This window comes from Microvirga arsenatis (assembly GCF_009910705.1).
GTDB classification, from domain to species: domain Bacteria; phylum Pseudomonadota; class Alphaproteobacteria; order Rhizobiales; family Beijerinckiaceae; genus Microvirga; species Microvirga arsenatis.
Map to the genome: position 1 here is coordinate 445,762 of NZ_JAAAXJ010000001.1, position 26,368 is coordinate 472,129.

Consider the following 26,368-nt stretch of genomic DNA (forward strand, 5'->3'; position numbering starts at 1 on the left):
AAGTCCTCTGGATGGGTTCTTTCAGTTCAGGGGCTCGTCGCGACGGTCTTATCCTGCCGTTCACGCCAAGTTCGGTAGAGCGCCAGGCGCTGGCTGAGCGCTGCGCTTGGAGGCGGGGCGCTGATCGAGCCGGCGCCCGCCCCCTGGATGTCGCGCCAGAAATGGCATGCCACCTGCCGGCCGTCGGGCGTCGTCTCAAGCGCCGGATGCTGCTCCTTGCAGACCGGACGCGCATGGGGACAGCGCGTATGGAAGCGGCAGCCCGGTGGCGGAGCTGCAGGGCTCGGCACATCGCCCTGCAGCAGGACCTTCGGCTGCCGGCTTGCCGGACTCGGGATCGGAATCGCGGCGAGAAGCGCCTGCGTGTACGGGTGAAGCGGGTTGTCGAAGAGCGCGTCCGTGTCGGACAGCTCCACGATCTCGCCGAGATACATCACGGCGATGCGGTCGCTCATGTGGCGGATCACGGCCAGATCGTGCGCCACGATGACGAGGGTGAGGCCGAAGCGGTCCTTCAGATCCTCGAGCAGATTGATGATCTGCGCCTGGATCGACACGTCGAGAGCCGAGACCGGCTCGTCGCCCACAATCAGCTTCGGATCGCCCGCGAGGGCTCGGGCGATGCCGATGCGCTGGCGCTGGCCGCCGGAGAACTCGTGCGGATAGCGGTCCGAATGGGTCGGCAGCAGGCCGACCGTACGCATGAGATCAGCGACGCGCTCGCGTTTCTCGGAACCGGCCGCGAGGTTATGCAGCCAGATCGGCTCGGCGATGATGTCGCCCACGTTCATGCGCGGGTTGAGCGAGGCATAGGGGTCCTGGAAGATGATCTGCAGGTCCCGGCGCAGGCGCCGCATCTCGCCCTTGCTGAGCTTCAGGATCGAGCGCCCCTCGTAGCGCACGTCGCCGTCCGTGGGCTCGATCAGGCGCAGGAGAAGGCGCCCGAGCGTGGACTTGCCGCATCCGGATTCCCCGACGACTGCGAAGGTCTCGCCGCGCCGGATGCCGAAGGATACGCCGTCGACCGCCCGCACCACCGTCGGCTTCGAGAGAAGACCGCCGCTGCCAAAGTGCTTCTTGAGGCCGACGCCTTCGAGGATGATGTCGCTGGAAGGCATCATGCTCATGAGGCTGCTCCACGGTGAAGTTCGAGGGGGGCGTACCAGCAGCGCGCCCGGTGGCCGGGCCTGATCTCGGCGAGAGGGGGCGGATCGTTGGCGCAATGGCCGTCGGAGAACGGGCAGCGGGGGGTGAAGCGGCAGCCCTTCGGCATGAGCTCGGCCGGCGGGACGGTGCCGCGGATCGTGGCGAGGCGGCCCTGGCGGCGGCCGAGGGACGGCACGGATCCCATGAGGCCGATGGTGTAAGGGTGCTGGGGATCATCGAAGATCGCCTCGACGGGACCGCTCTCCACGACCCGGCCCGCGTACATCACCGCGACTTCGTCGGCGACCTCGGCCACGACGCCGAGGTCGTGGGTGATGAGGATCATGGCCGTGCCGGTTTCCTCCTGAAGGCGCCTGATCAGGGTGAGGATCTGGGCCTGGATGGTCACGTCGAGGGCGGTGGTCGGCTCGTCGGCGATCAGGAGCTGCGGGTCGTTGGCAAGCGCCATGGCGATCATCACGCGCTGACGCATGCCGCCGGACATCTCGTGCGGATAGGCGCGCAGGCGCTTCTCCGGCGCGGGGATGCGCACCTTCCTGAGCATGTCGAGGGCCCGCTCCATGGCCTCGGCCTTCGAGACCTTGCGATGGCGCACGATGCCTTCCGCGATCTGGTCGCCGATGGTGAAGGCGGGGTTGAGCGAGGTCATCGGCTCCTGGAAGATCATGGCGATCCGGTCGCCGCGCAGGTCCGACCGCTCGCGCTCCGAGAGCGTCAGCAGGTCCTGTCCGTCGAAGACGGCGGCGCCCGCAACGATCCTCGCCGGCGGGGTCGGCAGGAGGCCCATCAGGGCCAGCGACGTCACGCTCTTGCCGCAGCCGGACTCGCCTACGATGCAGAGGGTCTTGCCCTTGCTGACGGAGAAGGAGACGTCATCGACCACATTCACGCCCTTGGGAGCGCCGTCGAAGCGCACGGACAGCCCCTGCACGTCGAGCAGCGGCGGGGCCGATGGTGCGGTCTCCCGAGTGGGATTCGACTGAGGAGCCAGCTGTCTCGCCGCTTCACGTCCCATGGCGAATTCTATCCTTGCTATGCGTCACGAGGGCTTCCGGGAGGTGCCCGTCGACATGATCGGGGAGGGGGCGGGTCATGACCTTCAGCAGGCCCTCCCGCACGAATTCGAGATGCTCGCGCATCGCCTGCTCGGCCGCATGGGCTTCCCGCTGGGCAATGGCTGCGATCACCCGGCGATGCTGTTCGACATAGATCTGCTGGCGCTCCCCCGAGCGCGCCCGCTCGCGCAGGAGCCGCCAGGTTGCGTCCTGGCGGATGCGGTCGATCATGTCGAAGATGGCGAGCAGAAGGGAGTTCCCGGCCGCTTCGGCGATGGTCCGGTGCAGGGCGCTGTCCCAGAGTTCGCGCCCGTCCGCGTCGGAGCTGGAGGCGGTCTTCTCGGCGAGATGCAGGAGGCGTTCGATGTCGCCGTTCGTCGCCCGCATGGCGGCCAGACGCGCCAGGGCCGGCTCGATTTCCAGGCGGACATCCATGACCTCGAGGGGGTGTGTCCTCTTGGCCAGCTCCTCGAGGTTCGTCGGCGTCTGCGCCGGGCGCGGCCCGAGGAACGTGCCCTTGCCCTGGTGACGCCAGATCCGCCCCTCGGCCTCGAGGACCTCGAGCGCCCGCCGCAGAGCACGCCGGCCGATGCCGATCCGAGCGGCGAGCTCCCGCTCGGGCGGGAGACGCTGCTCCCCTTCCGAGGAGCTCTGGTCCAGGAGAGCCCGCAACTGCCCGAGGGCGAAGTTGGAGCTGTCCGTCGGAGGATCCGGGTTGGACATGAAATCCAGCTCCGTGCGAACCAATCTTACCTAAGGTCCGCAAACGGCGAAGGCTTGTTTCGCGATCTGGGCTTCAGGCGAAACAACGCTAACCCGAACCCGAACCAATTTGCAACTGGTCCAGCGATGGTTCGTTGGTCGCTGCTGCTGTTTCAACAGCCAAGATGCCGTCGGCCATGCGGGAGCGTGTCCGGCTCGGGCTGCCGAGGCCTGCGCAAGGTTTGAAAATTCTCAGAGCGGATCGGGGAGGGCGCTCTCAGGGGCCCATGCTCCCTTCAGGCCAGTTGGTTCCGGCTTCCATGCCCTCGCCAGTCCGATGGAGTGCGCGAAGACCGTGGCGGAAAGTCGGATACCGCAGGGTGACCCCAAGGTCGGTCTTGATCCGCGTATTGCGGACGCGTTTGTTGTCCTCATAGAAGGAGCGCGCCATGGGAGTCTGCTCGGCCTCCTCGAAGGAAATTTCGGGCGGCGGCTCGCAGCCCAGCAGTTCGGCTGCATAGGCGATGACGTCCTGAGGCGGCCCCGGCTCGTCGTCCGCCACATTGTAGATCGCATTGCGGCTCGGCCGCTCGATGGAAGCCCAGAGAACCTGGGCGATGTCCTCCGTATGGATGCGGTTGAAGACCTGTCCGGGCTTGACGACGCGCTTGGCGGTGCCGTCGGCCACCTTAAGGAGGGCGTTCCGGCCCGGGCCGTAGATTCCGGCCAACCGGAAGATCTGGACGGCGAATGCTGCCTTATCTCCCAGTGCAAGCCACTCCTGCTCGGCCGCAATGCGGCTGCGCGCGCGGGCCGTTGCGGGATTGGGGGGCGTAGTCTCGTCGACCCAGGCCCCATCGGCATTGCCATACACGCCGACCGTCGACAGGTAGCCGACCCAGCGCAGCTTCGGTGCGGAGGCAATGGCATCGGAGAAATGCGTCAGAACGGGATCGGTCCCGCCGGAGGGCGGCACGGAGATCAGCAGCGCGTCGGCCTGCGACAGGCAGTCGAGGATCCGGGGATCGTAGGCGGCTCCGTCGAAACGGAATGCCCTCACGCCTGATTTCTCCAGAATGCCTGCCTTCTCGACGGAGCGGACCGTGCCGGCGATGCTCTCGCATTGCGTGCGGTGGTGGGCGATGAACTGAAGGGCCGTGTAGCCCAGGCCGAACACGAACAGGTTCATGGGAGCGGAAATCCTCGCGATTGCCGGATGGCGGGGGACCCTAGCGCATCGTACGGAAAAGAGGATCCGGTTTCTCACACGGCGCCGAGCGCAGCCGTGCCGAAGGGACGGGACACGGCCATGACCGGCCAAGCTTCCCCTTTGTGATAGATTGATCCGCCCAGAGGCTATCACCATAACGGCATGTGCAGAATGGAGCGGGGGCAGCCGCGGTGTCGCGGCGGGCCTCCGGCGTGGAGGGAGTTCATGGCACTGACCAACCAGGACATGGTCGATCTTGTGGCCTTCAGGCGCAGCCTTCATCGCATTCCCGAACTCTCCCGGGAGGAGGCGGCGACTGCGCGCGAGGTCCAGGCATTCCTGGCCCCGACGCAGCCGGACCGGGTCGTCACCGGGCTGGGCGGTCATGGAGTGGCTGCCGTCTATGAGGGGCGGGAGCCGGGACCGACGGTGATGTTCCGGGCGGAGCTCGATGGCCTGCCCATCGAGGAGATCTCAGCGATACCCCATCGCTCCACGACTCCCGGCAGGGGCCACCTGTGCGGCCATGACGGGCATATGGCCGTCCTGGCCGCCCTTGCGCGGACGCTCGGTCGCCAGCGCCCGCAGCGCGGCCGGGTCGTCCTGATGTTCCAACCCGCGGAGGAGGACGGGTCGGGAGCCGCCGCCGTGATCGCCGACCCGCGTTTCCGGGAAATCGCGCCGGATTTCGCCTTCGCCCTCCACAACCTCCCTGGCATGCCCTTCGGCAAGGTTGCGCTCGCGGAAGGGCCGGTGAACTGCGCCTCGCGCGGGATGCGCATCGTGCTGACCGGCAAGACCGCCCATGCCTCGATGCCCGAATTCGGGATCTCCCCGGTCGATGTCGTCGCGCAGCTGATGCCTGCGCTCACCGGTCTCGGGAAGGGCGGCCCACTGGAAGAGGGCTTCTCCATGGTCACGGTTACCCATGCCAAGATCGGCGAGGCGGCCTTCGGCGTGGCACCCGGACATGCGGAAATCTGGGCGACGCTGAGAACGCTCACGGACGCCGGCATGGAGGACCTCTGCGCCAGTGCCGAGCAGCTTGTCTTGAGTGCCGCGCGGCAGAAGGGCCTCGGCGTCGAGATCTCCTACGACGACATCTTTCAGCATTGCGAGAACGCGCCCGAGGCCGTGGCCCATCTCCGCCGGGCGCTCGAGGAAGAAGGTGTGCCCTACGATCGGGGCCAGCTTCCGATCAGGGCATCGGAGGATTTCGGACGTTTCGGCCACAGGGCTCCGGCCGCCATGTTCTTCCTTGGCGCCGGCGAGAACCATCCGAGCCTTCACAATCCGGACTACGATTTCCCCGACGATCTGATCGCCATCGGCGCCCGCGTGTTCATCAGGACCTTGCGCAACCTGCTCGGATGAGGCTGATCATCCTCAGCCTCCAAGGCCTGCCTGCTTCGCCCGCTTTCGCTCGCAGGAACGGCATTTGCAGCCAACCGGCTTGATGAAGGTCTCAAAATAGTTCTTGCCGTAATTGTAGGTGATCTCATCGCCGGGCTTGATGCGCTTGATCGCCCTGATGCGGATGCGGCCTCGTGACACGGTCGCCTGAGCGTTGGGCCGGCATGAATGGTTGATGTATCGCGCCGTGTTCCAGCGCGGTGAGCCGTCGATGGTCCAGCGGCTGTTGATCTCGAACAGGTAACGCGTGTTCCTGCGGCGCTGAACCTCCTCGCTGGTGATCCGAGGCCCGACATATTCGATGATGAAGGTTCCCTTTTCGATCACATCGGTCGCGAAGAGGCCGAGACCGGTTTCCGATCGCCCGATCCGGAAAGGGCCTTCCGGCCGTCTGGTACTCGTCGTCACATGAAGCTCCGAGGCATTCGAGGGTGTCGTGCATATAGGATCGGGGGCGGCGCACCAACCATCAAATGGGTCGCGAAGCAGCGTTCTCCAGATCGAAAATGCCGGTTGTGCGTTCTTCATCCTGGCGCTGTGCCGATCCCGGCGATGTTTCTCCTTCCGAGTTGCCTCCCGCCGGCATTGCGCCGTCCATGACCCTGGTCGAGTATGATCCCCATGAGCATCGATGCCCTTCCCCGCATCTCGGAGCAGAGCCCCGGCGTCACCGTCAGCCGGCGCTCGCCGATCAAGGTGATTCCTGCGCTGGTGCGCGATCCCCTGCGGGCTTTGCCGCCGGAAATATATCGTGAGCCTCTCGTCTATTCGCGTGTTGCCGGCCGTGAGCGCATCCTGCTGTCGGATCCGGCTCTGATCCACGAGGCCCTGGTTCGCAACGCCGATGCCCTCTCGAAGGGCGAGGACGTGCGCCGGGCTCTTGGCCCCGCCCTCGGTCAAGGGTTGCTGACCGCTGACGGCGCACACTGGCGCTGGCAGCGTCAGTCGGTGGCGCCCGCCTTCCGGCATGAGAAACTGGTGGGCCTGCTGCCGGCGATGATCGCGGCGGCCGAGCGGACCCGCGACCGCTGGCTGTCTGCGGAACCGGGCGCTGCGGTTCGGATCGGTCACGAGATGATGCGCACCACCTTCGACATCATCGTGGACACCATGATGTCGGGCCCTGGGGGGATCGACGTGGCTCAGGTGGAGAAGGGGATCACGGATTATCTCAAGCCGACCGGGTGGATCTTCGCCCTGAGCCTCCTCAGCGCACCGGAGTGGCTGCCCTATCCGGGTCGAAGCCGCGCGAGATCCGCCGCCCTCTACCTGCGATCCGAGATCACCCGCATGATCGCCGAGCGCCGGGCGAGCCACGACGAACGCGAGGATCTCGTAAGCCTCCTGCTGGCGGCCTCCGATCCCGAAACGGGTCGCACGATGACCGATGGGGAGATTGCGGACAATCTCCTGACCTTCATGACCGCCGGACACGAGACCACGGCGCTTGGCCTCGCCTGGACCCTTCTTCTGCTCGCTCGGCATTCGCAGCACGAGGAAAAGGTCGTGGCGGAAATCAAGGAGGTCACGGGCGGAGGGCCCGTGCGCCCGGAGCACATCGCCAAGCTCGCCTATACGCGGCAGGTCTTCTCGGAGGCGATGCGGCTCTACCCGCCGGCGCCCATCATCACGCGCACCGCCGTCCGATCATTCCCTCTGCAGGGGTTCACCGTACCGGCCGGAGCCGTGATCGTCGTCCCGATCCATGCGGTTCACCACCACGCGGCCCTTTGGGAGGATCCGGAGCGGTTCGATCCCGGCCGCTTTTCGACGGAGCAGGTGAAAGGCCGTCACCGCTACGCCTACATGCCTTTCGGTGCGGGACCGCGCGTCTGCATCGGGAGCGCATTCGCGACGATGGAGGCCGTCGCCATCCTGGCCGTCCTGCTGCAGAGTGTTCGCCTGCATTCGCAGGCGGGCAGCATGCCGGCTCCCCTCATGAGGGTCACCTTGAGGCCGAGGCAGGATCCGGAGTTGCTGGTGGAGCGTCGCTGAGCGCCATCGCGGCGCTCAGGTGATCCGCTCGAGGTTCATGCAAGAGCACGCAGTCCGGAATTGCCCGCGAAGGCGCTGCGCAGCGTTTCGGCGAAGGTGTCGTAGGAAAACGGCTTCGAGAGAGCCGGGCAGTCGCGGAACCGCTCGGGAAGCGAGCGGAAGTCGTAGCCGGTCGAGAAGATGAAAGGAATGCCGCGGAAGCGCAGGACGTCTGCCACCGGGAACACAACGGAGCCGTCGACATTGATGTCGAGAAGGCCGATGTCGATGTCTCCCTGAAGGGCAAGCGTCAGGGCATGATCCAGCCGTGCCGCCGGGCCTACGATCTCACAGCCGAAATCGAGGACCATGTCTTCGATCAGCATCGAGATCATGGCTTCGTCCTCGACGATCAGAACTCGCTTCCTTCGACCTTCAAGCATAGCCCCTCCCGGCCGGATAGCACCTCAGCATGCGCCTTTGGGGCGTCGTTATCGAATCATTTCTCATGACTATAGCCGAGATGGTGGGGTCCGCTCACTAGCCTGGGTTAAGACAAACTGAAGCTTGGGTGCCGATTTTTGTGGCATCGGGAGGCAAATTTGACCTCGGAGCGCATTCTACGGCTTTGACCCGCACAATGTGCGATGTGGAATGGCAATTCCCCTTATGGAGCACAATCGTTCCGGATCTCCTGCAAGGGACCGCCCGTTCTTGCTGCTACGGTCAAGCCACGGCTCCCCGCCGCCCTGCCATGTTCCATCCCGGCAGGCCTGGGCGATGCCGCCCAGAGGGCTTCCGGACGATCCCGTTTCGGGCCTCCTCTTCCCGGGGCAGGTGAAAGCGTCCCGTCTCAGGTTGTGACGAGCAGAGGAGGGTCCCGGCCAAGCCCCCTGCCTTAAAGAATCTTCGCCCGTGTCCCGGGACTTCCATAGGGGAAGACCGGAAGCGGAGCAGGCTAGTCATCCTGTCCTAAAGGCAGCGCTCAGAGGGGCGAATCCGCCCGCAGGGCTTCACAAACAGCACCGGGCTGCCTTTTGGCACCTTGCGATTAGTGTTCAGGTATGAATAGTAATCTTCTTGCTCTCAACGGTTGAGGGCCGACGCCAAGGGCGTATGTGAAACTTGAGACTTTAGAAGGCAGTCCTTATGGGCCGGGGAAACGATCACCGTGATCGCCGACGTCAGTTTGGCGGTCATCCCGAAGATCAATGGGGCGATTTCGCTCCGCCACCATCTTTTGAACGGCCCATGCGGCAGCAGACCACTTACGCGGCCTCCGGTCCCGAAACCGAGGCCCGGGTCAAGTGGTTCAATCCTGAAAAGGGCTTTGGCTTCGTCGAGATGACCGATGGGTCGGGTGAGGCCTTCCTGCACGTCCGCCAGGTCGAGGCGGCCGGCTACACCGCGCTCGAGTCCGGCACGACCCTGGTCATCAAGGTCGGTGCGGGCCAGAAGGGGCCGCAGGTTCAGGAAATCGTCAGCGTGGACACCAGCACGGCCGAGCCCGAGGCTCGCGGCTCCCGGCCGCGTCCCGCACGTCCGAGCAGCCCGCCTCAATCCGGCGGGTTCTCCCGTCAGGGTGCCGCACGGCCCGTGAGCGGTCCTCCGGAGGTTCCGGCCACCGTCAAGTGGTTCGACCCGGTCAAGGGCTACGGCTTCGTGTCGGTCGAAGGCGAGAGCAAGGATCTGTTCCTGCACATCTCCGTGGTGGAGCGGGCCGGCCTCGGCCAGCTCGGTCAGGGGCAGGCCGTCCGCGTCGCCATCGTCGAGGGCCGCAAGGGCCCCGAAGTCGGCGCGATCGAACTCGCCTGATCCCCAGGGCGGAAAGGCGAATTCGCCTTTCCGTGCCGGTTGAGCTCTCGCCGGGAGCCTGATCAACCAAAAGGCCCAAAAGTGATCTCACTTTTGGGCCCTTGGTCTTTGCGTTTCGCCTCTTCATGCGTCGGAGGCGATCCCGGTCCTCAGCAATGGACCTCTTCGAAGGCGCGAACCCACATCTCGCAGACACCCGATCGAACGATGTCGTTGAGCGTGAACTCGACGATCGGAACGGGAAGCATCTGCGACTTGATGAGGTGAATGACCGTGCGCAGGCCGGACGTCTCGCGCAGGTCGCACTGGCTCACATCCCCGTTGATCACGACCTTGCACTCCTCGCCGATGCGGGTGAGGAAGGTCTTCATTTCGGCCGGCGTCGCGTTCTGCGCCTCGTCGAGGAGAATGAAGGCGTCGCGCCATGAGCGCCCGCGCATCACCTCGAAGGGCACCATTTCGATGTCGCCGTTCTTCACCGCTATCTCGAATGCGGCCGTGCCGATGCGCTCCTTGATCGCCTCGATCACGGGAGCGGCCCAGGGGCCGAACTTCTCCTCAAGGGTTCCGGGAAAGAAGCCGAGGGAGCGGCCGCTCGGCACGTTGGGACGGGTGAGAATGATCTTGCGGATCCGCCGCTGGCGGAACAGGTCCGCCGCGTAGGTCGCAGCGATCCAGGTCTTGCCCGTGCCGGCTGGCCCGAGCACCACGACCTGCGAGCTGCTCTTCAGTGCATCGAGGTAATCGTCCTGAGTGGCGTTGAGGGGTTTGATGGGAGGAAGGCTGCGCTCCCCCTGGAACTTGGATCCGGTGAGGTCGAAGACCTGCGCTGTTTCAAGGGAGCGGCGGGTCTTGCGTCTCTGCTTTTCATGATGCTTGCTCAATGACCAACTCCAGGTTTTGAAACTGCGCAAACCAGTCAACCGGGCGCCGCGCAGAGGCGTCCGGGGAAGAAACTTGCGAGTGAAGAGGGGATTCGAGAGCGAGTCGCTGCGGGCGGTGAATTTCCGCGATCCGGAAAGAAAGGATCAGCCTGCCTGCCCATCAAAGCCTGTTCTGTTACCTGCACGAGGTAAACTATCTTTGATTCTGATGACAGTTTACCGCGGCGACGCATACCTGCGAGTCAAATGTTGAGGCAGCCCGCTTGGTTCCGAGGCATTATCCCTGTGGCGACCCTGGGGAGAAATAGCTGTGGATGGCTCCGAAGGCGCATCTCGGGGACGCCGGAGAGCCAGTCTCTCGCCAATCCCTCTTCCGGAATGATATTGAAGCTGCCCTGAGCAAAGGCAGGTGCCATGATCGTCGTCTTCGGCTCCATCAACATGGATCTGGCCGCAAGGGTGCCGCGGATCGCCCGGCCGGGCGAAACCGTCCTGTCCCGGCGGGCCGACAGCTTCTTCGGCGGCAAGGGAGCCAACCAGGCCGTGGCGGCGGCCCGCGTCAGCCGCGGCGGCCCGGTGCGTGTTGCAATGGCGGGAGCCGTGGGCCGAGACCCATTCGGATCAGCGTGCCTTAAGAATCTCGAAGACAATGGGGTCGATGTACGCGCCGTCCGGATTGTGGACGAGCCGACGGGATGCGCCTTCATCACCGTCGACGAGAGTGGCGAGAACGCGATCACGGTGGCGAGCGGCGCAAACACGGCGTTGCGCTCAGGCGATCTGCCCGACAGCCTGTTGTCCCAAGCGAAGGTGCTGGTGCTTCAGATGGAAACGCCTCTGGCCGACACCCTCGATGTCGCTTCGAGGGCCCGGCATATGGACGTACGGGTCGTCTGGAACTTCGCGCCCGTCCCGCCCGTCAGGGAGCGCGCGGCCATGGCCGAACTGCTGAGCGCGACCGATGTTCTCGTCGTCAACGAGCACGAAGCCCTCGCCACCGCCGACATCGCGGGCGACACGTCTGGGGATGACTTCCTCCAGGCCGCTGCCGGCCTCGCCCGATCTTACGGCCTGACCTGCATCGTGACGGCAGGCGCCCGCGGCGCCTACGCCATCGCCCGCGACGGCTCTCGGATTCATGCGGCGGCTCCTGTCATCACCCCCGTGGATACCACCGGCGCAGGCGATACCTTCGTCGGCGTGCTGGCGAACGGCCTCGCGGAGGGAGCGGAGATCGGTCCGGCCATGGAAAGGGCCTGTGCCGCCGCCGCCCTGTCCTGCCTCACGCCCGGGGCGCAGGCCGGCATGCCCACGCGGGAGGCGCTGGAGCGCCACCTCGCTCAGGGCTGAGCCGCAGCCTCCGGGATCACCTTCGTGAGGCTGCCGGTCGCCGGGAACAGGGGGATCAGGCAGGCCTGGAGCGCGTGGTAGAGGTCGGGCTTGCCCGTGAACAGGCTGGTGCCCGGCTTCAGATCCTCCGTCAGTTCGGGCCTCCAACCGCCGTGCTCGTGATCGATCAGGTAGCGGTCGGCGAAGCCCCAGAGGGTGCGGTACCATTGCTCGTGAAAGGCGCTGGGGCTGTGCTGGTTCAGGAAGGCGGCCGCGCCGATGCCTTCGGCGCAGGGCCACCACAGCTTGTGCGAAAGCCTCGGCCTGTTCTCCCAGTCGAGGGCATAGAAGAGGCCGCCCCTTTCCTTGTCCCATCCCAGGTCGATGGCTTGCCGGAACAGCTCCCGGCCGGCATCGGGCATCCAGGCATGACGCTCTCCGCCCAGCGACCAGAGCTGCAGGATCAGGCGCGTCCATTCGAGCCAGTGGCCGGGGGTGGTGCCGGAGGGGCGGAAGATGTCCGAGCCCCGGTAGTCCCGGTCGAGGCTCCAGTCGGCGTGGAAGTGCTCGGCGACCCTGTATCCGAGGGAGGCGGCATGGCGGCCGATGATGAGGCTTGCGATCCGCTCAGCCTTGTCGAGATAGGACCTCTCGCCGGTGGCCTCGAAGGCGGCCATGAGGGCTTCGGTCAGGTGCATGTTGGAGTTCTGGCCGCGGTATTGGCTTAAGGGCTGCCAGTCCCGCGTGAACTCCTCGGTCACGGCCCCGTGCTGCTCCTCCCAGAAACGCTCTTCCAGGATCTGCGTCACGTCCTCGAGCAGCCGGTCGGCCAGCGGGTGCCCGACCACCTTCGCGCTGGAGGCAGCCAGCAGAACGAAGGCATGGCCGTAGGCCTGCTTGGTGTCGTCCTTCGGTCCGTTGTCGTCGAGCGACCAGACATAGCCGCCGTTCTGCGCATCCCGGTGGGCGTTCCAGAGATAGGCCATGCCATGATCCACAATGGCGTCGCAGCCTGGGCGGCCGAGCAGGGTGCCGATGGCGAAGCAGTGCACCATGCGCGTGGTGTTGTGGATCTGCCGGACGGGATTGGCGCCGTCGGCCGGATGGCCGGCGTCGTCCAGATTGAGGAAGCCTCCTGCCGGATTGATGACGCGGTTCTGGAAGAAGTCGAACAGGCGGTCGGCCTGCTCGAACAGCCACTGCCGGTGAAAGCGGTTGGACTGCCAGGGGGCGCCGGAGGGAGGAAGTACGGGCTGGTTCGTTGTCATGCTGCGCTCCATCTCGATCAGGCTCGGCTGGCCATGAACCGTTCCACCTCGTCCCACGAGGGCGGGTTGGCGCCTCGCCGGGTGCAGACAAGGGCCGCGGCCGCGGCCGCGAAGTCCAAGGCGGCGGCGACCTGCGCCTCATCGAGCCCGGCCACGCCCTGTGGCGTGAGCAGGCCCTCGGCGTCGAGCCAGGCGAGAAGCCCCGCATGGAAGGTGTCGCCCGCGCCGACCGTGTCGACCACCTCGATGGCAGGGGCAGGGCGCTCGATGACGCTCCCGCCGAAGGCGGCAAGGCAGCCCCTGCCGCCGCGGGTGACGACGACGAGCCTGGGACCGCGCCGGAGCCAGTTCTTGGCGGCCGAGGCCAGATCATCCGTGGAGAGGAGCAGATCGATGTCCTCGTCGCTCGCCTTCACGATGTCGGCATGGGCGAGCAGGCGTTCGAACCGCTCCCGGTAGGCGGCGAGGTCGCCCACGACCCGCGGCCGCACGTTCGGATCGAGGGAGATCACGCGCGATCCGGCCTCACGTTGGAGCAGGGCCTCGATGGCGGCGGCGATCGGCTCGACACCGAGCGCGTAGGAGCCGGCTGCGATGGCGTTCACGTCCGCGGGGAGGTGATCGGGCAGGGCCTCGGGCGTCAAGGCCCGGTCGGCGCTGTCGGGAGCGTAGAATGAATATCGCGGCTGCCCCGAGGCGTCGGTCGCCACCACGCTGAGGGTCGTGGGGTTCGGACAGCGCTGCAGATAGGCGAGGCTCACGCCGGTCTCCGCGAGCCTGTCGGCAAGGAACGAGCCGAAGACATCCTCCGACAGGGTGGAGAGGAAGGCTGCCGGGCGGCCGAGGCGGGCGATGGCTCGTGCGACGTTGAAGGGCGAGCCGCCGGCGACGCCCTCGGCGGGAAACCCGGCCGGGGCAGGGGTGCCGATGAAGAGATCGATCAGGGCTTCGCCCGTCACCAGAATCATGGAAAAGGCTCCCGATGCGCTCATGGCCGCCTTTCACGGCGGTCCTTGCCCGTAAGCAGCATGGGTCGGCTGCAAAGCCAAGAGGATTCCTTCTGCGGCGGCAGCTATCCTCAGGCCAGGCCGGCCGCATTTCGCTCGAATTCCGGCCTCAGTGCCCGGTAGAGGCTGCGGAAGGCTTCGACGCGAGGCCGGTAGAGGTCGACGAGGTGCGGCTCCCGCTTGGGCGGGGCGGCCAAGCATATGGCTCAGCTTCGTCGGTTAGGCATTCAGCGGGCAAAATCCAGAGGCGGGACCATGAAAAAATCTCATAGGCGAAATGTCGCCTGGATATTTAAATGGAACAGGCACGCCCCAGATATTCCCGCATGCCTGAGAATTCGAAAAATCAGTCCGAGTTGACCCGTCGTGATGCGCCCAATTCGGCGGCTGCGCTCAGCGCCGCCGTTCGGCAGCATCTCGGAAAGCAATTGCGTGCTCTTTATGGCGATCCCGCGGAGGACAAGCTTCCGCGTGATCTCGCACGGCTCGCCGACCGTGTGGCCCAGGTCATCCGCGCTCATACGGAGCCGGTTGACCAGGACTTCGTCAACGGCGTCATGGAAGCGCTGCCGAACCTGCGCGCCTTCGCCCTCTCGCTCACCGGCAAGGTCGATCAGGCCGAGGATCTGGTTCAGGACACGGTGCTCAAGGCCCTGACGAAGCAGGATACCTTCGAGGCCGGCACGAACCTGCAGGCCTGGCTCTTCACGATCCTGCGCAACGGCTTCTACTCGACCCACCGCAAGACGAGCCGCGAGGTCGAGGACGGGGACGGAACCCATGCCGCGAGCATGATCGCGATCCCCGATCAGGAGGACAAGCTCGCCCTCCAGGATCTCTCGAGCGCTCTCGAGAAGCTGCCGCAGGAGCAGCGCGAGGCAATCATCCTGATCGGCGCCGAGGGCATGTCCTACGAGGATGCCGCCGAAGCCCTCGGGGTGAAGGTCGGAACGATCAAGAGCCGCGTGAACCGTGCCCGCAACCGCCTGGCGGAGCTCATGGGCACGCCCAGGGTCGATCACGACCATTCGGCCAGCGCCTGAGACCTCCGAGCCCGGTGCCCCCACCGGGCTTTTTCTTTGGCCGAGCCGATACCCCTGCCCAAAATATCAGCGGTGCCGCCCGGGCGGTTCCTCGAACTTTCCTTGATCTCCAAGGTTGAGCTTGTAGCTGGTGGGCTCGCAACCGCTCTTCTGCCAAGGAGGGGAGCATGGAACACAGGCCTCTGTCCGAACTCAGTAGCGTCGCCGACCTGAAGATCCACGAAACGGTCAAAGCTCCGGTCCTGTCGAAAAGGGAGCGCCTGGACCGCTGGATCGAGCTCCTCGAGCGGGAGCCGGATCGGGAGCTGCGGACCCTCGACGAGATCGAGTGGAAGCCGAAGGCCCAGCGCCTCGCCATGCGGGCCGATGGGTCCGCGCTGACGGTGGCCTATTCCGATCCGCTGCTCCGCCAGGCCGGCCTGCGCAGCGACAGGTTCGGCGATGCGGTCGATTTCTTCCAGATTTCGGAACATGACGCCCACATCGTCCTGTGCTCGTGCCATGGCGGCGAGTCGATGCGCGCCGACGAGGCTGCCCGCCGCGTGCGCGGCGTCCGCTCGCCGAGTCTCTGGGCGCTGTATTTCGGCTGGTTCCGCTAGCGGCCGGCGAGGCCCGGCCCGGGGTCAGTCCTTGTAGGGATCGAACTCGCCGGGGCCGGCCATGGCGACGGCGAAGGGGCGGAGCCTGTGCTCCACCTCGATCGTGCCCTTGTGGTGGGCGAGCACCTCCTCGAGGCGGCGATAGACCATCGGGCTTTCGTCCACGTCGCCGCCGCGCAGCAGAATGCCCTTCTCGCGCAGCCACGCGTCCATCTCGTCGCGGGTGAAGCGGGGAGGGCGAACCCACTGGCCTGCCTTGTTCTTCTTGCCCTTCGCCTCCATGCGGCCGAAGAGGCGGCCGGCGCCGTGGACCGTCGAGTACAGGCTGTCGGCGCTCTCGGGGCTGTCGACCCCGTGCAGGATCACCGCGTTGTCGCCCATGGAGCCGCCGACGAAGCCGCGCTGGCCGGGAAAGGCGGGCGTCGCACCCTTGCGCACCACCCAGCACTCCTTCCCGCCGTGGTTCTCCCGCCAGACGAAGTTGTGGTGGTTGTGGACGGAATCCGTGATCCGACCGCCGATGATCTGGCGCACGCGCTCCACCACCCATTCGCGGCCGGCATAGGCATAGAGCCCGCCGAGCTCGACGCCGGCGAGGTAGCTTCGTCCCACTTCGCTGTCCTGGTGGACGAGGGCAGGCTCCACCTCCATGCCGTCCTTGGCGCCTGCGAGGGCGAGGTGCCTGGTGGTGATCCTGTGGCCGAGGCCGCGGGAGCCGAAATGGACCCCGATCCAGACGAAGCCCTCCTCGTCCTCGAACAGGTCTACATAGTGGTTGCCCGATCCGACCGTGCCCAGCTGCTGGCGGGCCATGGTCTTGAGGTCCCGCGCGCCCGCCTCGTCCCAGAGGGGCGAATCGAAGAGCTCGTGATCGACCTTGACCGCGTTCTTCTGCCCGACGCCGAAGCTGATGGTGCGCCCGACGTCCGAGAGGATCCGGCCCGCCTGGGCGGCAATGTCCTCGTAGCGGGTGTCGAGCCGGACGGCCATGTTCCCGCAGGCGATGTCGAAGCCGACGCCGCTGATCGAGATGTGCTCCTCATAGGCCACCACCCCGCCGATGGGATGGGCGTAGCCGAGATGCCCGTCGGCGCAGAGAACGCCCTTGAGGGCGCTGCCCGCCTCCATGCAGCGTTCGAGCTGCCTGACCGTCTTCTCGTCGTGCTCGCCATAGATGCGGGTGTTCGCCGGCACTCTCCAGCTCCTCGGGTCTCAGGGACGGTTGTTGTATCGATCGCGCAGGCGCTCGACCTCGCGCCGCAGGGCATCGAGCCCGCGGGCGATGTCCCGGCCTACGTCCTCGACCCCTCGTGAGCCCGTCGATACGCTCGGGCAATCCGGGGTCCCATCCCGGCGGTACCGCGGCGAGATCCCGCCCTGAGGGGTGAGCAGGTAGGCGCACCCGGTGTCCTCGTCGCGCCAGACCACCGGCCGGTCGAGGGCAGCAGCCGGAACGGCCGCCAGCGCCAGGAGGGTGATGACGGCCCATCGGGCAGGCCTGTTCATGGCGGCACCTCAAGCTTGGGACATGACCTGTCAGGCAATGCCGGCTTGAGCGGTCGTGTTCCTCGGACGGGGGCCGCTACCTTCCGTCAATTTGACTTCCCGCCGGGTTTGGGGGACATCACGCGGTTTGATGGACCTGTGCCTGTGGGGAAGCCCATCGGCACGCCGGCTTTTCCGCCACCGAGGTAACTGATGGACGGTTCTGTCCCCCAGCAGCGGATGACCCTGCGCCACGTCTCCGTGGCCCAGCTGGCGAGCGCCGTGGAGCGCAGCCATGCCCGTCTCTGCGCGGTGCTGGTGCTGCTCTCCCTCGTCTGCTTCCTGCCGGGCTTCACCACCCTCCAGCCCATGGACCGGGACGAGCCGCGCTATGCCCAGGCCTCCAAGCAGATGCTGGAGACCGGCGACTTCGTGGACATCCGGTTCCAGGAGGAGGCGCGGCACAAGAAGCCGGTCGGCATCTACTGGATGCAGAGCGCCAGCGTCGCCGTCGGCCAGGCGCTCGGGGTTCCGGAGGCGCGGACCACCATCGCCCTTTACCGGATCCCGTCCCTGCTCGGGGCCCTCGCCACGGTCCTGCTGACCTATTGGGCGGCCCTGGCCTTCTTCGGCAGGCGCGGGGCGTTCCTCACCGCCGCCCTCATGGCGACCTGCGTCATCCTCATGGTCGAGGCCAGGCTCGCCAAGACCGACGCCATGCTGACCGCGTGTTCGGTGGCGGTGATGGGGGGGCTGGCCCGCGCCTATCTGAGCCGCGGCGCCGGGGTTCTGCCCCGGCGGGCCCTGCTGATCTTCTGGACGGGGTTCGCCCTCGGGGTTCTCATCAAGGGACCTCTGGTCCTCATGTTCGCCGGCCTTGCGGCCGCGACCCTGTCCTACAAGGAGCGCTCGGCCCGCTGGCTGCTCACCCTGAGGCCGTGGCTCGGCCTCGCCTTCACCCTCGCGGTCGTGCTGCCCTGGTTCGTCGCCATCGCCGTCAAGAGCGGGGGCGAGTTCTTCGCGGCCTCGGTCGGCAAGGACATGCTGGGCAAGGTCGGCACGGCGCAGAAGTACCACTGGGCGCCGCCGGGCTTCTACCTGCTCTCGTTCTTCGCCACCTTCTGGCCCGGCGCCATCCTGGCCGCCATTGCGGTGCCCTTCGCCTGGATCCACCGGCGCGAGGAGCAGGTCGCCTTCGCGCTCGCCTGGATCGTGCCGTCCTGGATCGTGTTCGAGGCCGTCCCGACCAAGCTGCCGCACTACACCCTGCCGCTGCTCCCGGCCGTCGCCGTCCTCACGGTCATGGCGATCTCGCGCCACTTCGTCGGGCCGCACCGGCCGGCGGCCAAGCTTGCGACGGTCCTGATCCCCTTCATACCGGTGGGCCTGACGGTCGGCCTGTCGGCGGTCGCATGGTCCTTCGACGGTTTGCCGCCGTTCCGGGCGCTCCCCTTTCTGGCGGTCTCGTCGCTCCTGGCCTTCTGGGCGTGGTGGCTCTTCGTGAGGAGCCGGGTCGTCCGTTCCCTCTGGGCCAGCTTCGCCGCCTCGGCCTTCCTCGCCATCGGCGTCTTCGGTTTCGCCCAGCTCGACCTGCGCTCCCTCAAGATCTCTGATCGCCTGGCGGAGGTCGCCCGCCTCGTGCCCTGCGAGAGCCCGAAGGTGGCCACCCTCGGCTACCGCGAGCCCAGCCTCGTCTTCCTGACGGGCACCAACCTCGACATGCTTGACACCGGCGCCGAGGCCTCCGCGTTCCTGCGCCAGGGCGGCTGCCGGGTCGTGTTCGTCGACAGGCGCTTCGAGGGCGAGTTCAGGGCCGAGAACGAGCGGCTGGGGCAGCAGCCCGTGCTCTCGACCAGGGTCCATGGTTTCAACATCAACAGCGGACGGCGGGTCGACATCGCCGCCTATGCGACCGGCTTCTAGGAACCGGACATGCACTCTGAAGGGATGGCCGAGAACGGCCCTGCACGGATGACGGACCTATCGCCAAGCCCGCGGCTCAGCGTCGTGGTGCCGGTCAAGAACGAGGCGCCCAACGTCCTCCCGCTCGTGGAGGAGATCGAGCGCGCCTGCGCCGGGCTCTCCCCCTTCGAGGTGATCTATGTGGACGACGGCTCGACCGACGACACTGGCCGGCAGGTCCTCGGCGCCCGCTCGACCCGCCCCTGGCTGCGCCTCCTGCGCCACGAGGCGAGCTGCGGCCAGAGTGCCGCGGTGCGCACCGGCGTCCTGGCCGCCCGCGCTGCCATCGTCGTGACGCTCGACGGCGACGGCCAGAACGATCCCGCCTTCATCCCCCAGCTCGTGGCGGCTCTCGACGACCCTTCGGTCGCCCTGGCGGCCGGGCAGCGGGTCGGGCGCAAGGACGGGGCCTACAAGAAGTGGCAGTCGCGGATCGCCAACGGCGTGCGCGGGCGGATCCTGAAGGACGGCACCCGCGACACCGGTTGCGGGCTCAAGGCCTTCCGCCGCGACGTCTATCTGCGCCTGCCTTATTTCGACGCCCTGCACCGCTTCATGCCGGCCCTGGTCAAGCGCGAGGGATACCGGATCGCCCATGTGGACGTGGTCGACAGGCCCCGCCATGCGGGGCGTTCCAACTACGGGATGTTCGACCGGCTCTGGGTCGGAATCCTTGATTTGGCCGGAGTCTGGTGGTTGATCCGCCGCCGTCGCCGCGTTCCCGCTTCTCAGGAAATCGTCTGATGTTGATGCGCCTCTCCCACGACCTGGGACTTTATTTCTACGATCTGGTCGTCGCCCGGTTCGACCTGTGGGCCGCGTTCGGCGTGCTGGCGCAGTTCGTGTTCGGCGCCCGCTTCATCGTGCAGTGGATCGCCAGCGAGAAGGCGGAGAAGAGCGTCATTCCGATGGGATTCTGGATCCTGTCGATCTCGGGCGGCCTGATGACCCTGGTCTACGGTTTCGCCCGCAGCGACATCGTCATCATCCTGGGACAGGCCTTCTCGATCTTCATCTATGTCCGAAACCTGATGCTGATCGCGAAGGAAAGGAAGAAGGCCGGAGGCGCCCTGGCGTCCGGCGCCGAGGTCGAGGCCTCGGCAGGCTGATCCCGCCGAGGCCGATGGCCGTCAGGCTGCGCGGGCATCCGCCTCGCGCAGGCGCGCGAAGCCCGCATCGAGATCCCGCTTCAGGTCGTCCAGGTCTTCGAAGCCGATATGGAAGCGCAGCGCATGGCCGCCGGGCTCCCAGCGGGTGGCGGTGCGGTAGGTGGCGCAGTTGAACGGGATCACGAGGCTTTCGAACCCGCCCCAGGAATAGCCCATGCCGAACAGGGCGAGGCCGTCGAGCATGGCGGCGAGCGCCCGGTCGGAGCATGGCTTGAGGATCACCGAGAACAGGCCCGACGAGCCCTTGAAGTCCCGCTTCCAGATCTCGTGGCCGGGATAGCTCTCGAGGGCAGGGTGCAGCACCTGGGCCACCTCGGGCCGCGCCTGGAGCCACCGGGCCATCTCCAGAGCCTGCTTCTCATGCTCCCGCAGGCGCAGCGCCATGGTTCGCAGGCCCCGAAGACCCAGGAAGACGTCCTCCGGTCCCGGGCACATGGCAAAGGAATCGTAGGTTTCCCGCAGGGCCTTGAAGCAGCGCTCGTTGGCCGAGACCATGCCGAGCAGCAGGTCCGAGCCGCCGCTGAGGTATTTGGTGCCGGCCTCGATCGCAATGTCGACGCCGCGCTCGTGCGGCGGGAAGAGCAGGGGGGTGGCCCAGGTGTTGTCCATGAGGACCACGGCCCCATGCCGGTGCGCCACCTCGGCGATGGCGGGGATGTCCTGCATCTCGAAGGACTGGGAGCCCGGTGCCTCCGTGAACACGGCGGCGGTGTTCGGGCGCAGCAGGGCCTCGATCCCGGCGCCGATCCTCGGGTCGTAATAGGTGGTTTCCACACCAAATTTCTTGAGCACGCCGTTGCAGAACTGGCGGGTCGGCAGATAGACCGAATCCGTCACCAGCAGATGATCGCCCGCCTTGAGGCAGGAGGTCAGGGCCAGGGTGACGGCTGCCAGCCCTGAGGGCGCCAGCACCGTTCCGGCCGCGCCGGCGAGCTCCGTCCAGGCGGTTTCGAGCGAGTTCGTGGTCGGAGTCCCTTTGGTTCCATAGGAATAACGCCCACGCCGGTGCAGCAGGTCGTCGGTCGTGGGGTAGAGCACCGTGGAGCCGCGGTAGATCGGCGTATTCACGAATCCGTGCTGCTCGAAGGGGTCGCGACCGGCATGGACGAGGCGGGTGCGTTCGGAGACGTTCTGGGGTTTTGGAGGGAGTTTCGACATCGCTTCAAGGGCTTGCTGAGAGGGTCTCGATCTGAAACCGCGCGGCCTCCCGCGTCAAGCCGGGCGAGAAATGCCTTCCATCAAGACTTGACCAGTGATCAATCATAGAATGTGATGCATCCCGATGCCGTCCCGGCCGGGACGGCGTGGAACGGTCTAACCGTGACTCGGCTGGGGGGTAGAACCAGGATCCGTCGGGTCGTGTCGTACTTGTGGGAGAACATATCAACATGAAAAAGGCTCTCGTATCGATTGCCTTCGGCCTGACGGCCAGCCTGTTCGCGACGGGCGCCTCGGCCCAGGCGACGCTCAACAGCGTGAAGCAGAAGGGCTTTCTGACCTGCGGCTCCAACACCGGCCTCGCCGGCTTCGGCCAGCCGGACGCCCAGGGCAACTGGACCGGCCTCGACGTGGACCTGTGCCGCGCCATCGCGGCCGCGATCTTCGACGATCCGACCAAGGTCCGCTTCATCCCGCTCGCCGCCAAGGACCGCTTCACGGCGCTCCAGTCGGGCGAGGTGGACGTGCTGTCCCGCAACTCGACCGCGACCATGTCGCGCGACACCCAGCTCGGCCTCGACTTCCCGGTCATCAACTATTTCGATGGCCAGGGCTTCATGGTCCGCAAGAAGCTCGGCGTCTCCTCGGCCAAGGAGCTGAACGGCGCCTCCATCTGCACCCAGCAGGGCACCACCACCGAGCTGAACCTCGCCGACTACTTCCGTGCCAACAACATGAAGTACGAAGTCGTGGCCTTCGCGACCTCGGACGAGACGTTCAAGGCCTATGACGCCGGCCGCTGCGACGCGTTCACCACGGACGCCTCGGGCCTCTATGCCGAGCGCCTGCGCGCCTCGGCTCCGGACGATCACATCGTCCTGCCCGAGATCATCTCCAAGGAGCCGCTCGGCCCGGCCGTCCGCCACGGCGACAACAACTGGGGCGACATCGTCCGCTGGGTCCACAACGCCATGCTCAACGCGGAAGAACTCGGCGTGACCAAGGCCAATGTCGAGCAGATGAAGACCTCCACCAACCCGGAGATCAAGCGCCTGCTCGGCACCGAGGGCAAGTTCGGCGAGGCCATCGGCCTCACCAACGACTGGGCCGTGCGCGTGATCAAGCACGTGGGCAACTACGGCGAGTCGTTCGAGAAGAACGTCGGCGAGGGCTCGCGCCTGAAGATCAAGCGCGGCCAGAACGCGCTCTGGACCAAGGGCGGCCTGCAATACGGCATCCCGGTCCGCTAAGCCGACCGAACACCAGGGCGCCCGGGCCATCCGGGCGCCCTCCAGGAACTGCTCAACAATAAGAATAGCCGCTTGACCCGGGCCACGAACAGGGGAGGACGGCCGGGTATCAAGGGTCCTCAGAGGAAAAACTCAGTGCAGACCGCCGTCAGTCAGACATCGCCCCCCAAGAAATCGTTTCTGTACGATCCAAAGGTTCGTGGAATTTTCTATCAGGTCGTTCTCGTCGCCGCGATCATCTTCCTTTTCTACATGGCGGCCACCAACGCCATCGAGAACCTGCAGCGCGCCAAGATCGCCTCCGGCTTCGGCTTCCTCAACAACACGGCCGGCTTCGACATCAGCCAGACGCTGATCCAGTTCAGCGCTGCCGGCGGCACCTATGGCGACGCCTTCATCGTCGGCCTGCTGAACACGCTCGTCGTGTCCGCCATCGGCATCTTCTTCACGACCTTTCTCGGCTTCCTGATCGGCATCGCCCGCCTGTCCAAGAACTGGGTGGTGGCGAATGTCGCCATGGTCTATGTGGAAGTCCTGCGCAACGTCCCGCTGCTGGTCCAGCTGCTCTTCTGGTACATCGCAGTCCTCGGAGCCCTGCCGCAGCCGCGCAACTCCCTCGAAATGGGTGCCGGCTTCTACCTGAACTCCCGCGGTCTTTTCATGGCCAGGCCCCTTTGGGGCGACACCATCTGGGTGCTCGTGGCGGTCCTTGCGATCGGCATCGTCGGCACGCTCCTGTACCGGCGCTGGGCGAAGCAGCAGCAGGAGCGGACCGGCCGGCAATCTCCCGTCGGCAAGGTGGCGCTCGCCCTTCTCCTCGGCCTGCCGATCCTCACCTGGATCCTGCTGGCCCTGCTCGGCACCAATCCGATCACCTTCGAGCTGCCCCGCAAGGGAACCTTCAACCTGACGGGCGGCATGCAGGTCCTGCCGGAATTCGTGGCGCTGCTGCTCGGTCTCGTCACCTACACGGCGGCCTTCATCGCCGAAATCGTGCGCGCCGGCATCCTCGCCGTCTCCAAAGGGCAGACGGAGGCCGCCGGCTCCCTCGGCCTCAAGCCGGGTCAGACCCTGCGTCTCGTGGTGGTCCCCCAGGCCATGCGCGTCATCATCCCGCCGCTGACGAGCCAGTATCTCAACCTGACGAAGAACTCGTCCCTTGCCGTGGCCATCGGCTATCCCGACCTCGTCCAGGTCTTCATGGGAACCGTGCTGAACCAGACCGGCCAGGCCATCGAGGTCGTCGTCATCACCATGGGCGTGTACCTCACGATCAGTCTCGTGACCTCCTTCTTCATGAACATCTACAACCGCCGCATGGCGATCGTCGAACGGTAGGAGATCCGATGAGCACCGCCGTCGACATGCCCCGTTTCGTCCGCGCCAAGCAGGTGGAGGCCCTGCCTCCGCCGAACCTGGCGCGCGGTCCCATCGCCTGGATTCGGGAGAACCTGTTTTCCGGGCCGTTCAACACCCTGCTGACGCTGGTCGTCCTGTACCTGCTCTATGTCAGCGTGCCCCCGATGGTGAAGTTCCTGTTCATCGACGCCGTCTGGACCGGCACCGACCGGGCCGCCTGCCGCGCCGACACGGGCGGCAGCGAGAGCGGCGCCTGCTGGGCCTTCATCTGGGACAAGATCAACTATTTCATCTACGGCTCCTACACCGTGTCGGAGCGCTGGCGGGTCAACATCTTCTTCGCGCTCCTCGCCATCGGGGTCGTCTGGCTGCTGTGGCTGAGAGCGCCGCGGCGCGATCTCGGCGCGGTCTACTTCTTCTGGATCTTCCCGACGGCCTCCTACATCCTGCTGACGGGCGGGAACGAGAGCTTCAGCGGCCGCTTCTGGATCGGCTTTGCCATCTTGGGCGCGCTGGTGATCTCCCTCTTCGCCTTCGTCGCGGCGGTGCTGAAGGCCTCCATGCGTCCGGCGCTCGTCATCGGCGGCGGAATCGTTGCGGTGGTCGGCGTCACGCTCGCCCTGGTCGACATGGATTTCGGCCTCGCGCATGTGCCGACCTCCCTGTGGGGCGGCATTCTCGTCACCCTGCTGGTCGCGACGGTCGGCATCGTGGTCTCGCTGCCCTTCGGCATCGTGCTCGCCCTCGGACGGCGCTCGAAGCTTCCCATCGTGCGGCTGGCCTCCGTGATCTTCATCGAGTTCGTGCGCGGCGTGCCGCTGATCACGGTGCTGATCATGGCCAACACCATGCTGCCGCTCTTCCTGCCCGGCGACATGACCGTCGACCGTCTGCTGCGGCCGCTCATCGGCACGGCGCTCTTCGCCTCCGCCTACATGGCCGAGGTGGTGCGCGGCGGGCTTCAGGCCATGCCGAAGGGTCAGTACGAAGGCGCGATGTCGCTCGGCCTGAACTATCCTCAGATGATGTCCCTCATCATCCTGCCGCAGGCGCTGCGGATCGTGATCCCCGGCATCGTCAACACCTTCATCGGCCTGTTCAAGGACACGTCGCTGGTGGCCATCGTGGGCATCTTCGATCTCGTGAAGACCATCGAGGCCTCGCGCATCGATCCGAACTGGGCGGCGCCGACCATCGGCATGACGGGCTACGTGTTCGCGGCCCTGTTCTACTTCATCTTCTGCTTTGGCATGTCGCGGTATTCGCTCGGGGTCGAGCGGCGTCTTGCGGCGGGTCAGAAACGGTAACTTAGGCGAGGACCATGTCAGCTCAGCATATTCCCACCGCGACGGTCGATCCCAAGGCGCAGCCGGCCATCGAGATGATCGACGTGCATAAATGGTACGGCGAGTTCCATGTGCTGCGGGACATCAACCTCAACGTGCGCCGCGGCGAGCGCATCGTGATCTGCGGACCCTCGGGCTCCGGCAAGTCCACGATGATCCGCTGCATCAACCGCCTCGAGGAGCACCAGAAGGGCCGCATCATCGTCGACGGCATCGAGCTCACCGACGATCTCAAGCGCATCGACGAGGTGCGCCGCGACGTGGGCATGGTGTTCCAGCACTTCAACCTCTTCCCGCACCTGACGATCCTCGAGAACTGCACGCTCGCGCCGATCTGGGTGAAGAAGATGCCGCGCAAGGAGGCGGAAGAGGTCGCCATGCACTACCTCACCCGGGTCAAGATCCCGGAGCAGGCGAACAAGTACCCGGGCCAGCTCTCGGGCGGCCAGCAGCAGCGCGTGGCGATCGCCCGCTCCCTGTGCATGAGCCCCAAGATCATGCTGTTCGACGAGCCGACCTCGGCCCTCGACCCGGAGATGGTCAAGGAGGTGCTCGACACCATGGTAGGCCTCGCGGAAGAGGGCATGACCATGCTGTGCGTGACCCACGAGATGGGCTTCGCCCGGCAGGTCGCAGACCGGGTGATCTTCATGGATTACGGGCAGATCGTGGAGATGAACACGCCCGACGAGTTCTTCAGGAACCCGCAGCACGAGCGCACCAGGCTCTTCCTGTCCCAGATCCTGCACTGAGCAGGCACGGAGGAAAGCAAAAGGCCCCGGGAAGTCTCGGGGCCTTTTGCTTTGGGGAAGCACGCTCTCTCCTCCCTGCAGGAAGGGGTGGGGACGGGGGTGGTTCGCCCGGATGAGCGAGGCCCCTGTCCCTCCCCCATCCGGATCGGGCGTTCCCGATCCGGACATTCCTCGTGCTCACGTCGGAAACATCCGACGCGAGTGCGGGGAGAGGGAGAGGGTGCGGGCAGGTGAGGGCCTGTGCAATGTTCTTACTTTGTTCTTGACAGTTCGCCTAAGCTCGGCTATATCATGGCTCATCCTCGTCCGGTGAGGGGCGCGCTCGCGAGGCGTCGCAGATGCGGGACGGGGCGCGGTCCCGCCGCAGGCCTCGCACGCCTGTGGTCGCGGGAGGCCGATCCTGGCCTGTTCCAGGTCCGCC

At 66.1% G+C, this 26,368-nt stretch carries 26 protein-coding genes; 13 read left to right on the forward strand and 13 right to left on the reverse strand.

Going from position 1 to position 26,368, the window contains the following annotated elements:
- Positions 1–26 precede the first annotated feature (26 nt).
- The 4 genes from GR303_RS02035 to GR303_RS02050 all read right to left on the reverse strand — a co-directional run bounded on the left by GR303_RS02035 (position 27) and on the right by GR303_RS02050 (position 4,113).
- Entirely contained in the window at positions 27–1,121 is a 1,095-nt protein-coding gene (locus tag GR303_RS02035) for an ABC transporter ATP-binding protein (RefSeq protein ID WP_246205352.1), read from the reverse strand.
- Between the two features lie 2 nt (positions 1,122–1,123).
- Positions 1,124–2,182: an ABC transporter ATP-binding protein gene (locus GR303_RS02040; RefSeq protein ID WP_246205309.1), complete on the reverse strand. Its 1,059-nt coding sequence runs from the start codon at positions 2,180–2,182 to the stop codon at positions 1,124–1,126.
- Positions 2,172–2,945, reverse strand: a complete 774-nt coding sequence (locus tag GR303_RS02045; protein WP_161721738.1) for a FadR/GntR family transcriptional regulator — start codon at positions 2,943–2,945, stop codon at positions 2,172–2,174. The genes GR303_RS02040 and GR303_RS02045 overlap by 11 nt, the downstream gene beginning before the upstream one ends.
- Before the next feature lie 256 nt (positions 2,946–3,201).
- Positions 3,202–4,113 (reverse strand): SDR family oxidoreductase, encoded by a 912-nt coding sequence (locus tag GR303_RS02050; RefSeq protein WP_161721739.1) that lies wholly within the window; start codon positions 4,111–4,113, stop codon positions 3,202–3,204.
- Between the two features lie 246 nt (positions 4,114–4,359).
- Between GR303_RS02050 and GR303_RS02055 the strand changes: the two genes are divergently transcribed.
- Positions 4,360–5,508 carry an amidohydrolase gene (locus tag GR303_RS02055; RefSeq protein ID WP_161721740.1) on the forward strand — a complete coding sequence of 383 codons (1,149 nt, stop codon included), beginning with the start codon at positions 4,360–4,362 and terminating at the stop codon, positions 5,506–5,508.
- A 12-nt stretch (positions 5,509–5,520) separates the two neighbouring features.
- Here the strand turns inward: GR303_RS02055 and GR303_RS02060 are convergent, their stop codons facing one another.
- Positions 5,521–5,955, reverse strand: a complete 435-nt coding sequence (locus GR303_RS02060) for an SET domain-containing protein (protein WP_343038389.1) — start codon at positions 5,953–5,955, stop codon at positions 5,521–5,523.
- Positions 5,956–6,168: 213 nt separating this feature from the next.
- On the opposite strand from GR303_RS02060, the gene GR303_RS02065 reads away from it, so the two are divergent.
- Positions 6,169–7,542 carry a cytochrome P450 gene (locus tag GR303_RS02065; protein ID WP_161721742.1) on the forward strand — a complete coding sequence of 458 codons (1,374 nt, stop codon included), beginning with the start codon at positions 6,169–6,171 and terminating at the stop codon, positions 7,540–7,542.
- A gap of 35 nt (positions 7,543–7,577) precedes the next feature.
- Here GR303_RS02065 and GR303_RS02070 read toward each other — a convergent pair whose 3' ends face one another.
- Positions 7,578–7,916: a response regulator gene (locus tag GR303_RS02070; protein WP_246726413.1), complete on the reverse strand. Its 339-nt coding sequence runs from the start codon at positions 7,914–7,916 to the stop codon at positions 7,578–7,580.
- Between the two features lie 856 nt (positions 7,917–8,772).
- Between GR303_RS02070 and GR303_RS02075 the strand changes: the two genes are divergently transcribed.
- Positions 8,773–9,336, forward strand: a complete 564-nt coding sequence (locus GR303_RS02075) for a cold-shock protein (protein WP_161721744.1) — start codon at positions 8,773–8,775, stop codon at positions 9,334–9,336.
- A gap of 149 nt (positions 9,337–9,485) precedes the next feature.
- Here GR303_RS02075 and GR303_RS02080 read toward each other — a convergent pair whose 3' ends face one another.
- The gene (locus GR303_RS02080) at positions 9,486–10,220 is read right to left on the reverse strand and encodes a PhoH family protein (protein WP_201751853.1); all 735 of its coding nucleotides are present in this window, start codon (positions 10,218–10,220) and stop codon (positions 9,486–9,488) included.
- A gap of 414 nt (positions 10,221–10,634) precedes the next feature.
- Between GR303_RS02080 and GR303_RS02085 the strand changes: the two genes are divergently transcribed.
- On the forward strand, positions 10,635–11,570 hold the full coding sequence (locus tag GR303_RS02085; protein WP_161721745.1) for a ribokinase: 936 nt from the start codon (positions 10,635–10,637) through the stop codon (positions 11,568–11,570).
- On the opposite strand, the gene GR303_RS02090 is transcribed toward GR303_RS02085, so the two are convergent.
- The 3 genes from GR303_RS02090 to GR303_RS25090 form a co-directional block, all read right to left on the reverse strand.
- Positions 11,561–12,817 (reverse strand): AGE family epimerase/isomerase, encoded by a 1,257-nt coding sequence (locus tag GR303_RS02090; RefSeq protein ID WP_161721746.1) that lies wholly within the window; start codon positions 12,815–12,817, stop codon positions 11,561–11,563. The two genes, GR303_RS02085 and GR303_RS02090, sit on opposite strands and share 10 nt — an antisense overlap.
- A 17-nt stretch (positions 12,818–12,834) precedes the next feature.
- Positions 12,835–13,785: a carbohydrate kinase family protein gene (locus tag GR303_RS02095; RefSeq protein ID WP_161721747.1), complete on the reverse strand. Its 951-nt coding sequence runs from the start codon at positions 13,783–13,785 to the stop codon at positions 12,835–12,837.
- A gap of 110 nt (positions 13,786–13,895) precedes the next feature.
- A complete protein-coding gene (locus GR303_RS25090) occupies positions 13,896–14,021 on the reverse strand; it encodes a hypothetical protein (protein WP_281351432.1) in 126 nt (41 codons plus the stop codon).
- 159 nt (positions 14,022–14,180) lie between these two features.
- On the opposite strand from GR303_RS25090, the gene GR303_RS02100 reads away from it, so the two are divergent.
- Both GR303_RS02100 and GR303_RS02105 read left to right on the forward strand, forming a co-directional pair.
- Positions 14,181–14,867: a sigma-70 family RNA polymerase sigma factor gene (locus GR303_RS02100; protein WP_246205311.1), complete on the forward strand. Its 687-nt coding sequence runs from the start codon at positions 14,181–14,183 to the stop codon at positions 14,865–14,867.
- A gap of 167 nt (positions 14,868–15,034) precedes the next feature.
- Positions 15,035–15,466, forward strand: a complete 432-nt coding sequence (locus GR303_RS02105) for a hypothetical protein (protein ID WP_161721749.1) — start codon at positions 15,035–15,037, stop codon at positions 15,464–15,466.
- A gap of 24 nt (positions 15,467–15,490) precedes the next feature.
- On the opposite strand, the gene GR303_RS02110 is transcribed toward GR303_RS02105, so the two are convergent.
- Together GR303_RS02110 and GR303_RS02115 are read right to left on the reverse strand one after the other, a co-directional pair.
- Complete coding sequence (locus GR303_RS02110) at positions 15,491–16,660, reverse strand: RtcB family protein (protein WP_343038390.1); 1,170 nt, start codon at positions 16,658–16,660, stop codon at positions 15,491–15,493.
- Between the two features lie 18 nt (positions 16,661–16,678).
- The gene (locus GR303_RS02115; protein WP_161721750.1) at positions 16,679–16,972 is read right to left on the reverse strand and encodes a hypothetical protein; all 294 of its coding nucleotides are present in this window, start codon (positions 16,970–16,972) and stop codon (positions 16,679–16,681) included.
- Between the two features lie 219 nt (positions 16,973–17,191).
- Here GR303_RS02115 and GR303_RS02120 point away from each other — a divergent pair, with 219 nt between their 5' ends.
- From GR303_RS02120 to GR303_RS02130, 3 genes are read left to right on the forward strand one after another with little or no spacing between them, the layout of a single operon-like run.
- The gene (locus tag GR303_RS02120) at positions 17,192–18,874 is read left to right on the forward strand and encodes an ArnT family glycosyltransferase (RefSeq protein WP_161721873.1); all 1,683 of its coding nucleotides are present in this window, start codon (positions 17,192–17,194) and stop codon (positions 18,872–18,874) included.
- A 48-nt stretch (positions 18,875–18,922) separates the two neighbouring features.
- Positions 18,923–19,657 carry a glycosyltransferase family 2 protein gene (locus GR303_RS02125; RefSeq protein WP_161721874.1) on the forward strand — a complete coding sequence of 245 codons (735 nt, stop codon included), beginning with the start codon at positions 18,923–18,925 and terminating at the stop codon, positions 19,655–19,657.
- Entirely contained in the window at positions 19,657–20,022 is a 366-nt protein-coding gene (locus tag GR303_RS02130) for a lipid-A-disaccharide synthase N-terminal domain-containing protein (RefSeq protein ID WP_161721751.1), read from the forward strand. The genes GR303_RS02125 and GR303_RS02130 overlap by 1 nt, the downstream gene beginning before the upstream one ends.
- A gap of 21 nt (positions 20,023–20,043) precedes the next feature.
- On the opposite strand, the gene metC is transcribed toward GR303_RS02130, so the two are convergent.
- Positions 20,044–21,240, reverse strand: coding sequence for a cystathionine beta-lyase (metC, locus tag GR303_RS02135; protein WP_161721752.1), 1,197 nt, complete (start codon positions 21,238–21,240; stop codon positions 20,044–20,046).
- Between the two features lie 230 nt (positions 21,241–21,470).
- On the opposite strand from metC, the gene GR303_RS02140 reads away from it, so the two are divergent.
- The 4 genes from GR303_RS02140 to GR303_RS02155 all read left to right on the forward strand — a co-directional run bounded on the left by GR303_RS02140 (position 21,471) and on the right by GR303_RS02155 (position 25,947).
- Positions 21,471–22,490 carry an amino acid ABC transporter substrate-binding protein gene (locus tag GR303_RS02140; protein ID WP_161721753.1) on the forward strand — a complete coding sequence of 340 codons (1,020 nt, stop codon included), beginning with the start codon at positions 21,471–21,473 and terminating at the stop codon, positions 22,488–22,490.
- Positions 22,491–22,625: 135 nt separating this feature from the next.
- Positions 22,626–23,828: an ABC transporter permease subunit gene (locus tag GR303_RS02145; RefSeq protein WP_161721754.1), complete on the forward strand. Its 1,203-nt coding sequence runs from the start codon at positions 22,626–22,628 to the stop codon at positions 23,826–23,828.
- An 8-nt stretch (positions 23,829–23,836) separates the two neighbouring features.
- Positions 23,837–25,156, forward strand: coding sequence for an amino acid ABC transporter permease (locus GR303_RS02150; protein ID WP_161721755.1), 1,320 nt, complete (start codon positions 23,837–23,839; stop codon positions 25,154–25,156).
- 14 nt (positions 25,157–25,170) lie between these two features.
- Positions 25,171–25,947: an amino acid ABC transporter ATP-binding protein gene (locus tag GR303_RS02155; protein ID WP_161721756.1), complete on the forward strand. Its 777-nt coding sequence runs from the start codon at positions 25,171–25,173 to the stop codon at positions 25,945–25,947.
- Positions 25,948–26,368 lie beyond the last annotated feature (421 nt).

Excerpts from the sequence above, each read along its gene's own strand:
- GR303_RS02035 (WP_246205352.1), bottom strand. The coding sequence starts at position 1,121 with ATGATGCCTTCCAGCGACATCATCCTCGAAGGCGTCGGCCTCAAGAAG.
- GR303_RS02040 (WP_246205309.1), bottom strand. The coding sequence starts at position 2,182 with ATGGGACGTGAAGCGGCGAGACAGCTGGCTCCTCAGTCGAATCCCACT.
- GR303_RS02045 (WP_161721738.1), bottom strand. The coding sequence starts at position 2,945 with ATGTCCAACCCGGATCCTCCGACGGACAGCTCCAACTTCGCCCTCGGG.
- GR303_RS02050 (WP_161721739.1), bottom strand. The coding sequence starts at position 4,113 with ATGAACCTGTTCGTGTTCGGCCTGGGCTACACGGCCCTTCAGTTCATC.
- GR303_RS02055 (WP_161721740.1), top strand. The coding sequence starts at position 4,360 with ATGGCACTGACCAACCAGGACATGGTCGATCTTGTGGCCTTCAGGCGC.
- GR303_RS02065 (WP_161721742.1), top strand. The coding sequence starts at position 6,169 with ATGAGCATCGATGCCCTTCCCCGCATCTCGGAGCAGAGCCCCGGCGTC.
- GR303_RS02070 (WP_246726413.1), bottom strand. The coding sequence starts at position 7,916 with ATGATCTCGATGCTGATCGAAGACATGGTCCTCGATTTCGGCTGTGAG.
- GR303_RS02075 (WP_161721744.1), top strand. The coding sequence starts at position 8,773 with ATGCGGCAGCAGACCACTTACGCGGCCTCCGGTCCCGAAACCGAGGCC.
- GR303_RS02085 (WP_161721745.1), top strand. The coding sequence starts at position 10,635 with ATGATCGTCGTCTTCGGCTCCATCAACATGGATCTGGCCGCAAGGGTG.
- GR303_RS02090 (WP_161721746.1), bottom strand. The coding sequence starts at position 12,817 with ATGACAACGAACCAGCCCGTACTTCCTCCCTCCGGCGCCCCCTGGCAG.
- GR303_RS02095 (WP_161721747.1), bottom strand. The coding sequence starts at position 13,785 with ATGATTCTGGTGACGGGCGAAGCCCTGATCGATCTCTTCATCGGCACC.
- GR303_RS02105 (WP_161721749.1), top strand. The coding sequence starts at position 15,035 with ATGGAACACAGGCCTCTGTCCGAACTCAGTAGCGTCGCCGACCTGAAG.
- GR303_RS02115 (WP_161721750.1), bottom strand. The coding sequence starts at position 16,972 with ATGAACAGGCCTGCCCGATGGGCCGTCATCACCCTCCTGGCGCTGGCG.
- GR303_RS02120 (WP_161721873.1), top strand. The coding sequence starts at position 17,192 with ATGACCCTGCGCCACGTCTCCGTGGCCCAGCTGGCGAGCGCCGTGGAG.
- GR303_RS02125 (WP_161721874.1), top strand. The coding sequence starts at position 18,923 with ATGACGGACCTATCGCCAAGCCCGCGGCTCAGCGTCGTGGTGCCGGTC.
- GR303_RS02130 (WP_161721751.1), top strand. The coding sequence starts at position 19,657 with ATGTTGATGCGCCTCTCCCACGACCTGGGACTTTATTTCTACGATCTG.
- metC (WP_161721752.1), bottom strand. The coding sequence starts at position 21,240 with ATGTCGAAACTCCCTCCAAAACCCCAGAACGTCTCCGAACGCACCCGC.
- GR303_RS02140 (WP_161721753.1), top strand. The coding sequence starts at position 21,471 with ATGAAAAAGGCTCTCGTATCGATTGCCTTCGGCCTGACGGCCAGCCTG.
- GR303_RS02150 (WP_161721755.1), top strand. The coding sequence starts at position 23,837 with ATGAGCACCGCCGTCGACATGCCCCGTTTCGTCCGCGCCAAGCAGGTG.
- GR303_RS02155 (WP_161721756.1), top strand. The coding sequence starts at position 25,171 with ATGTCAGCTCAGCATATTCCCACCGCGACGGTCGATCCCAAGGCGCAG.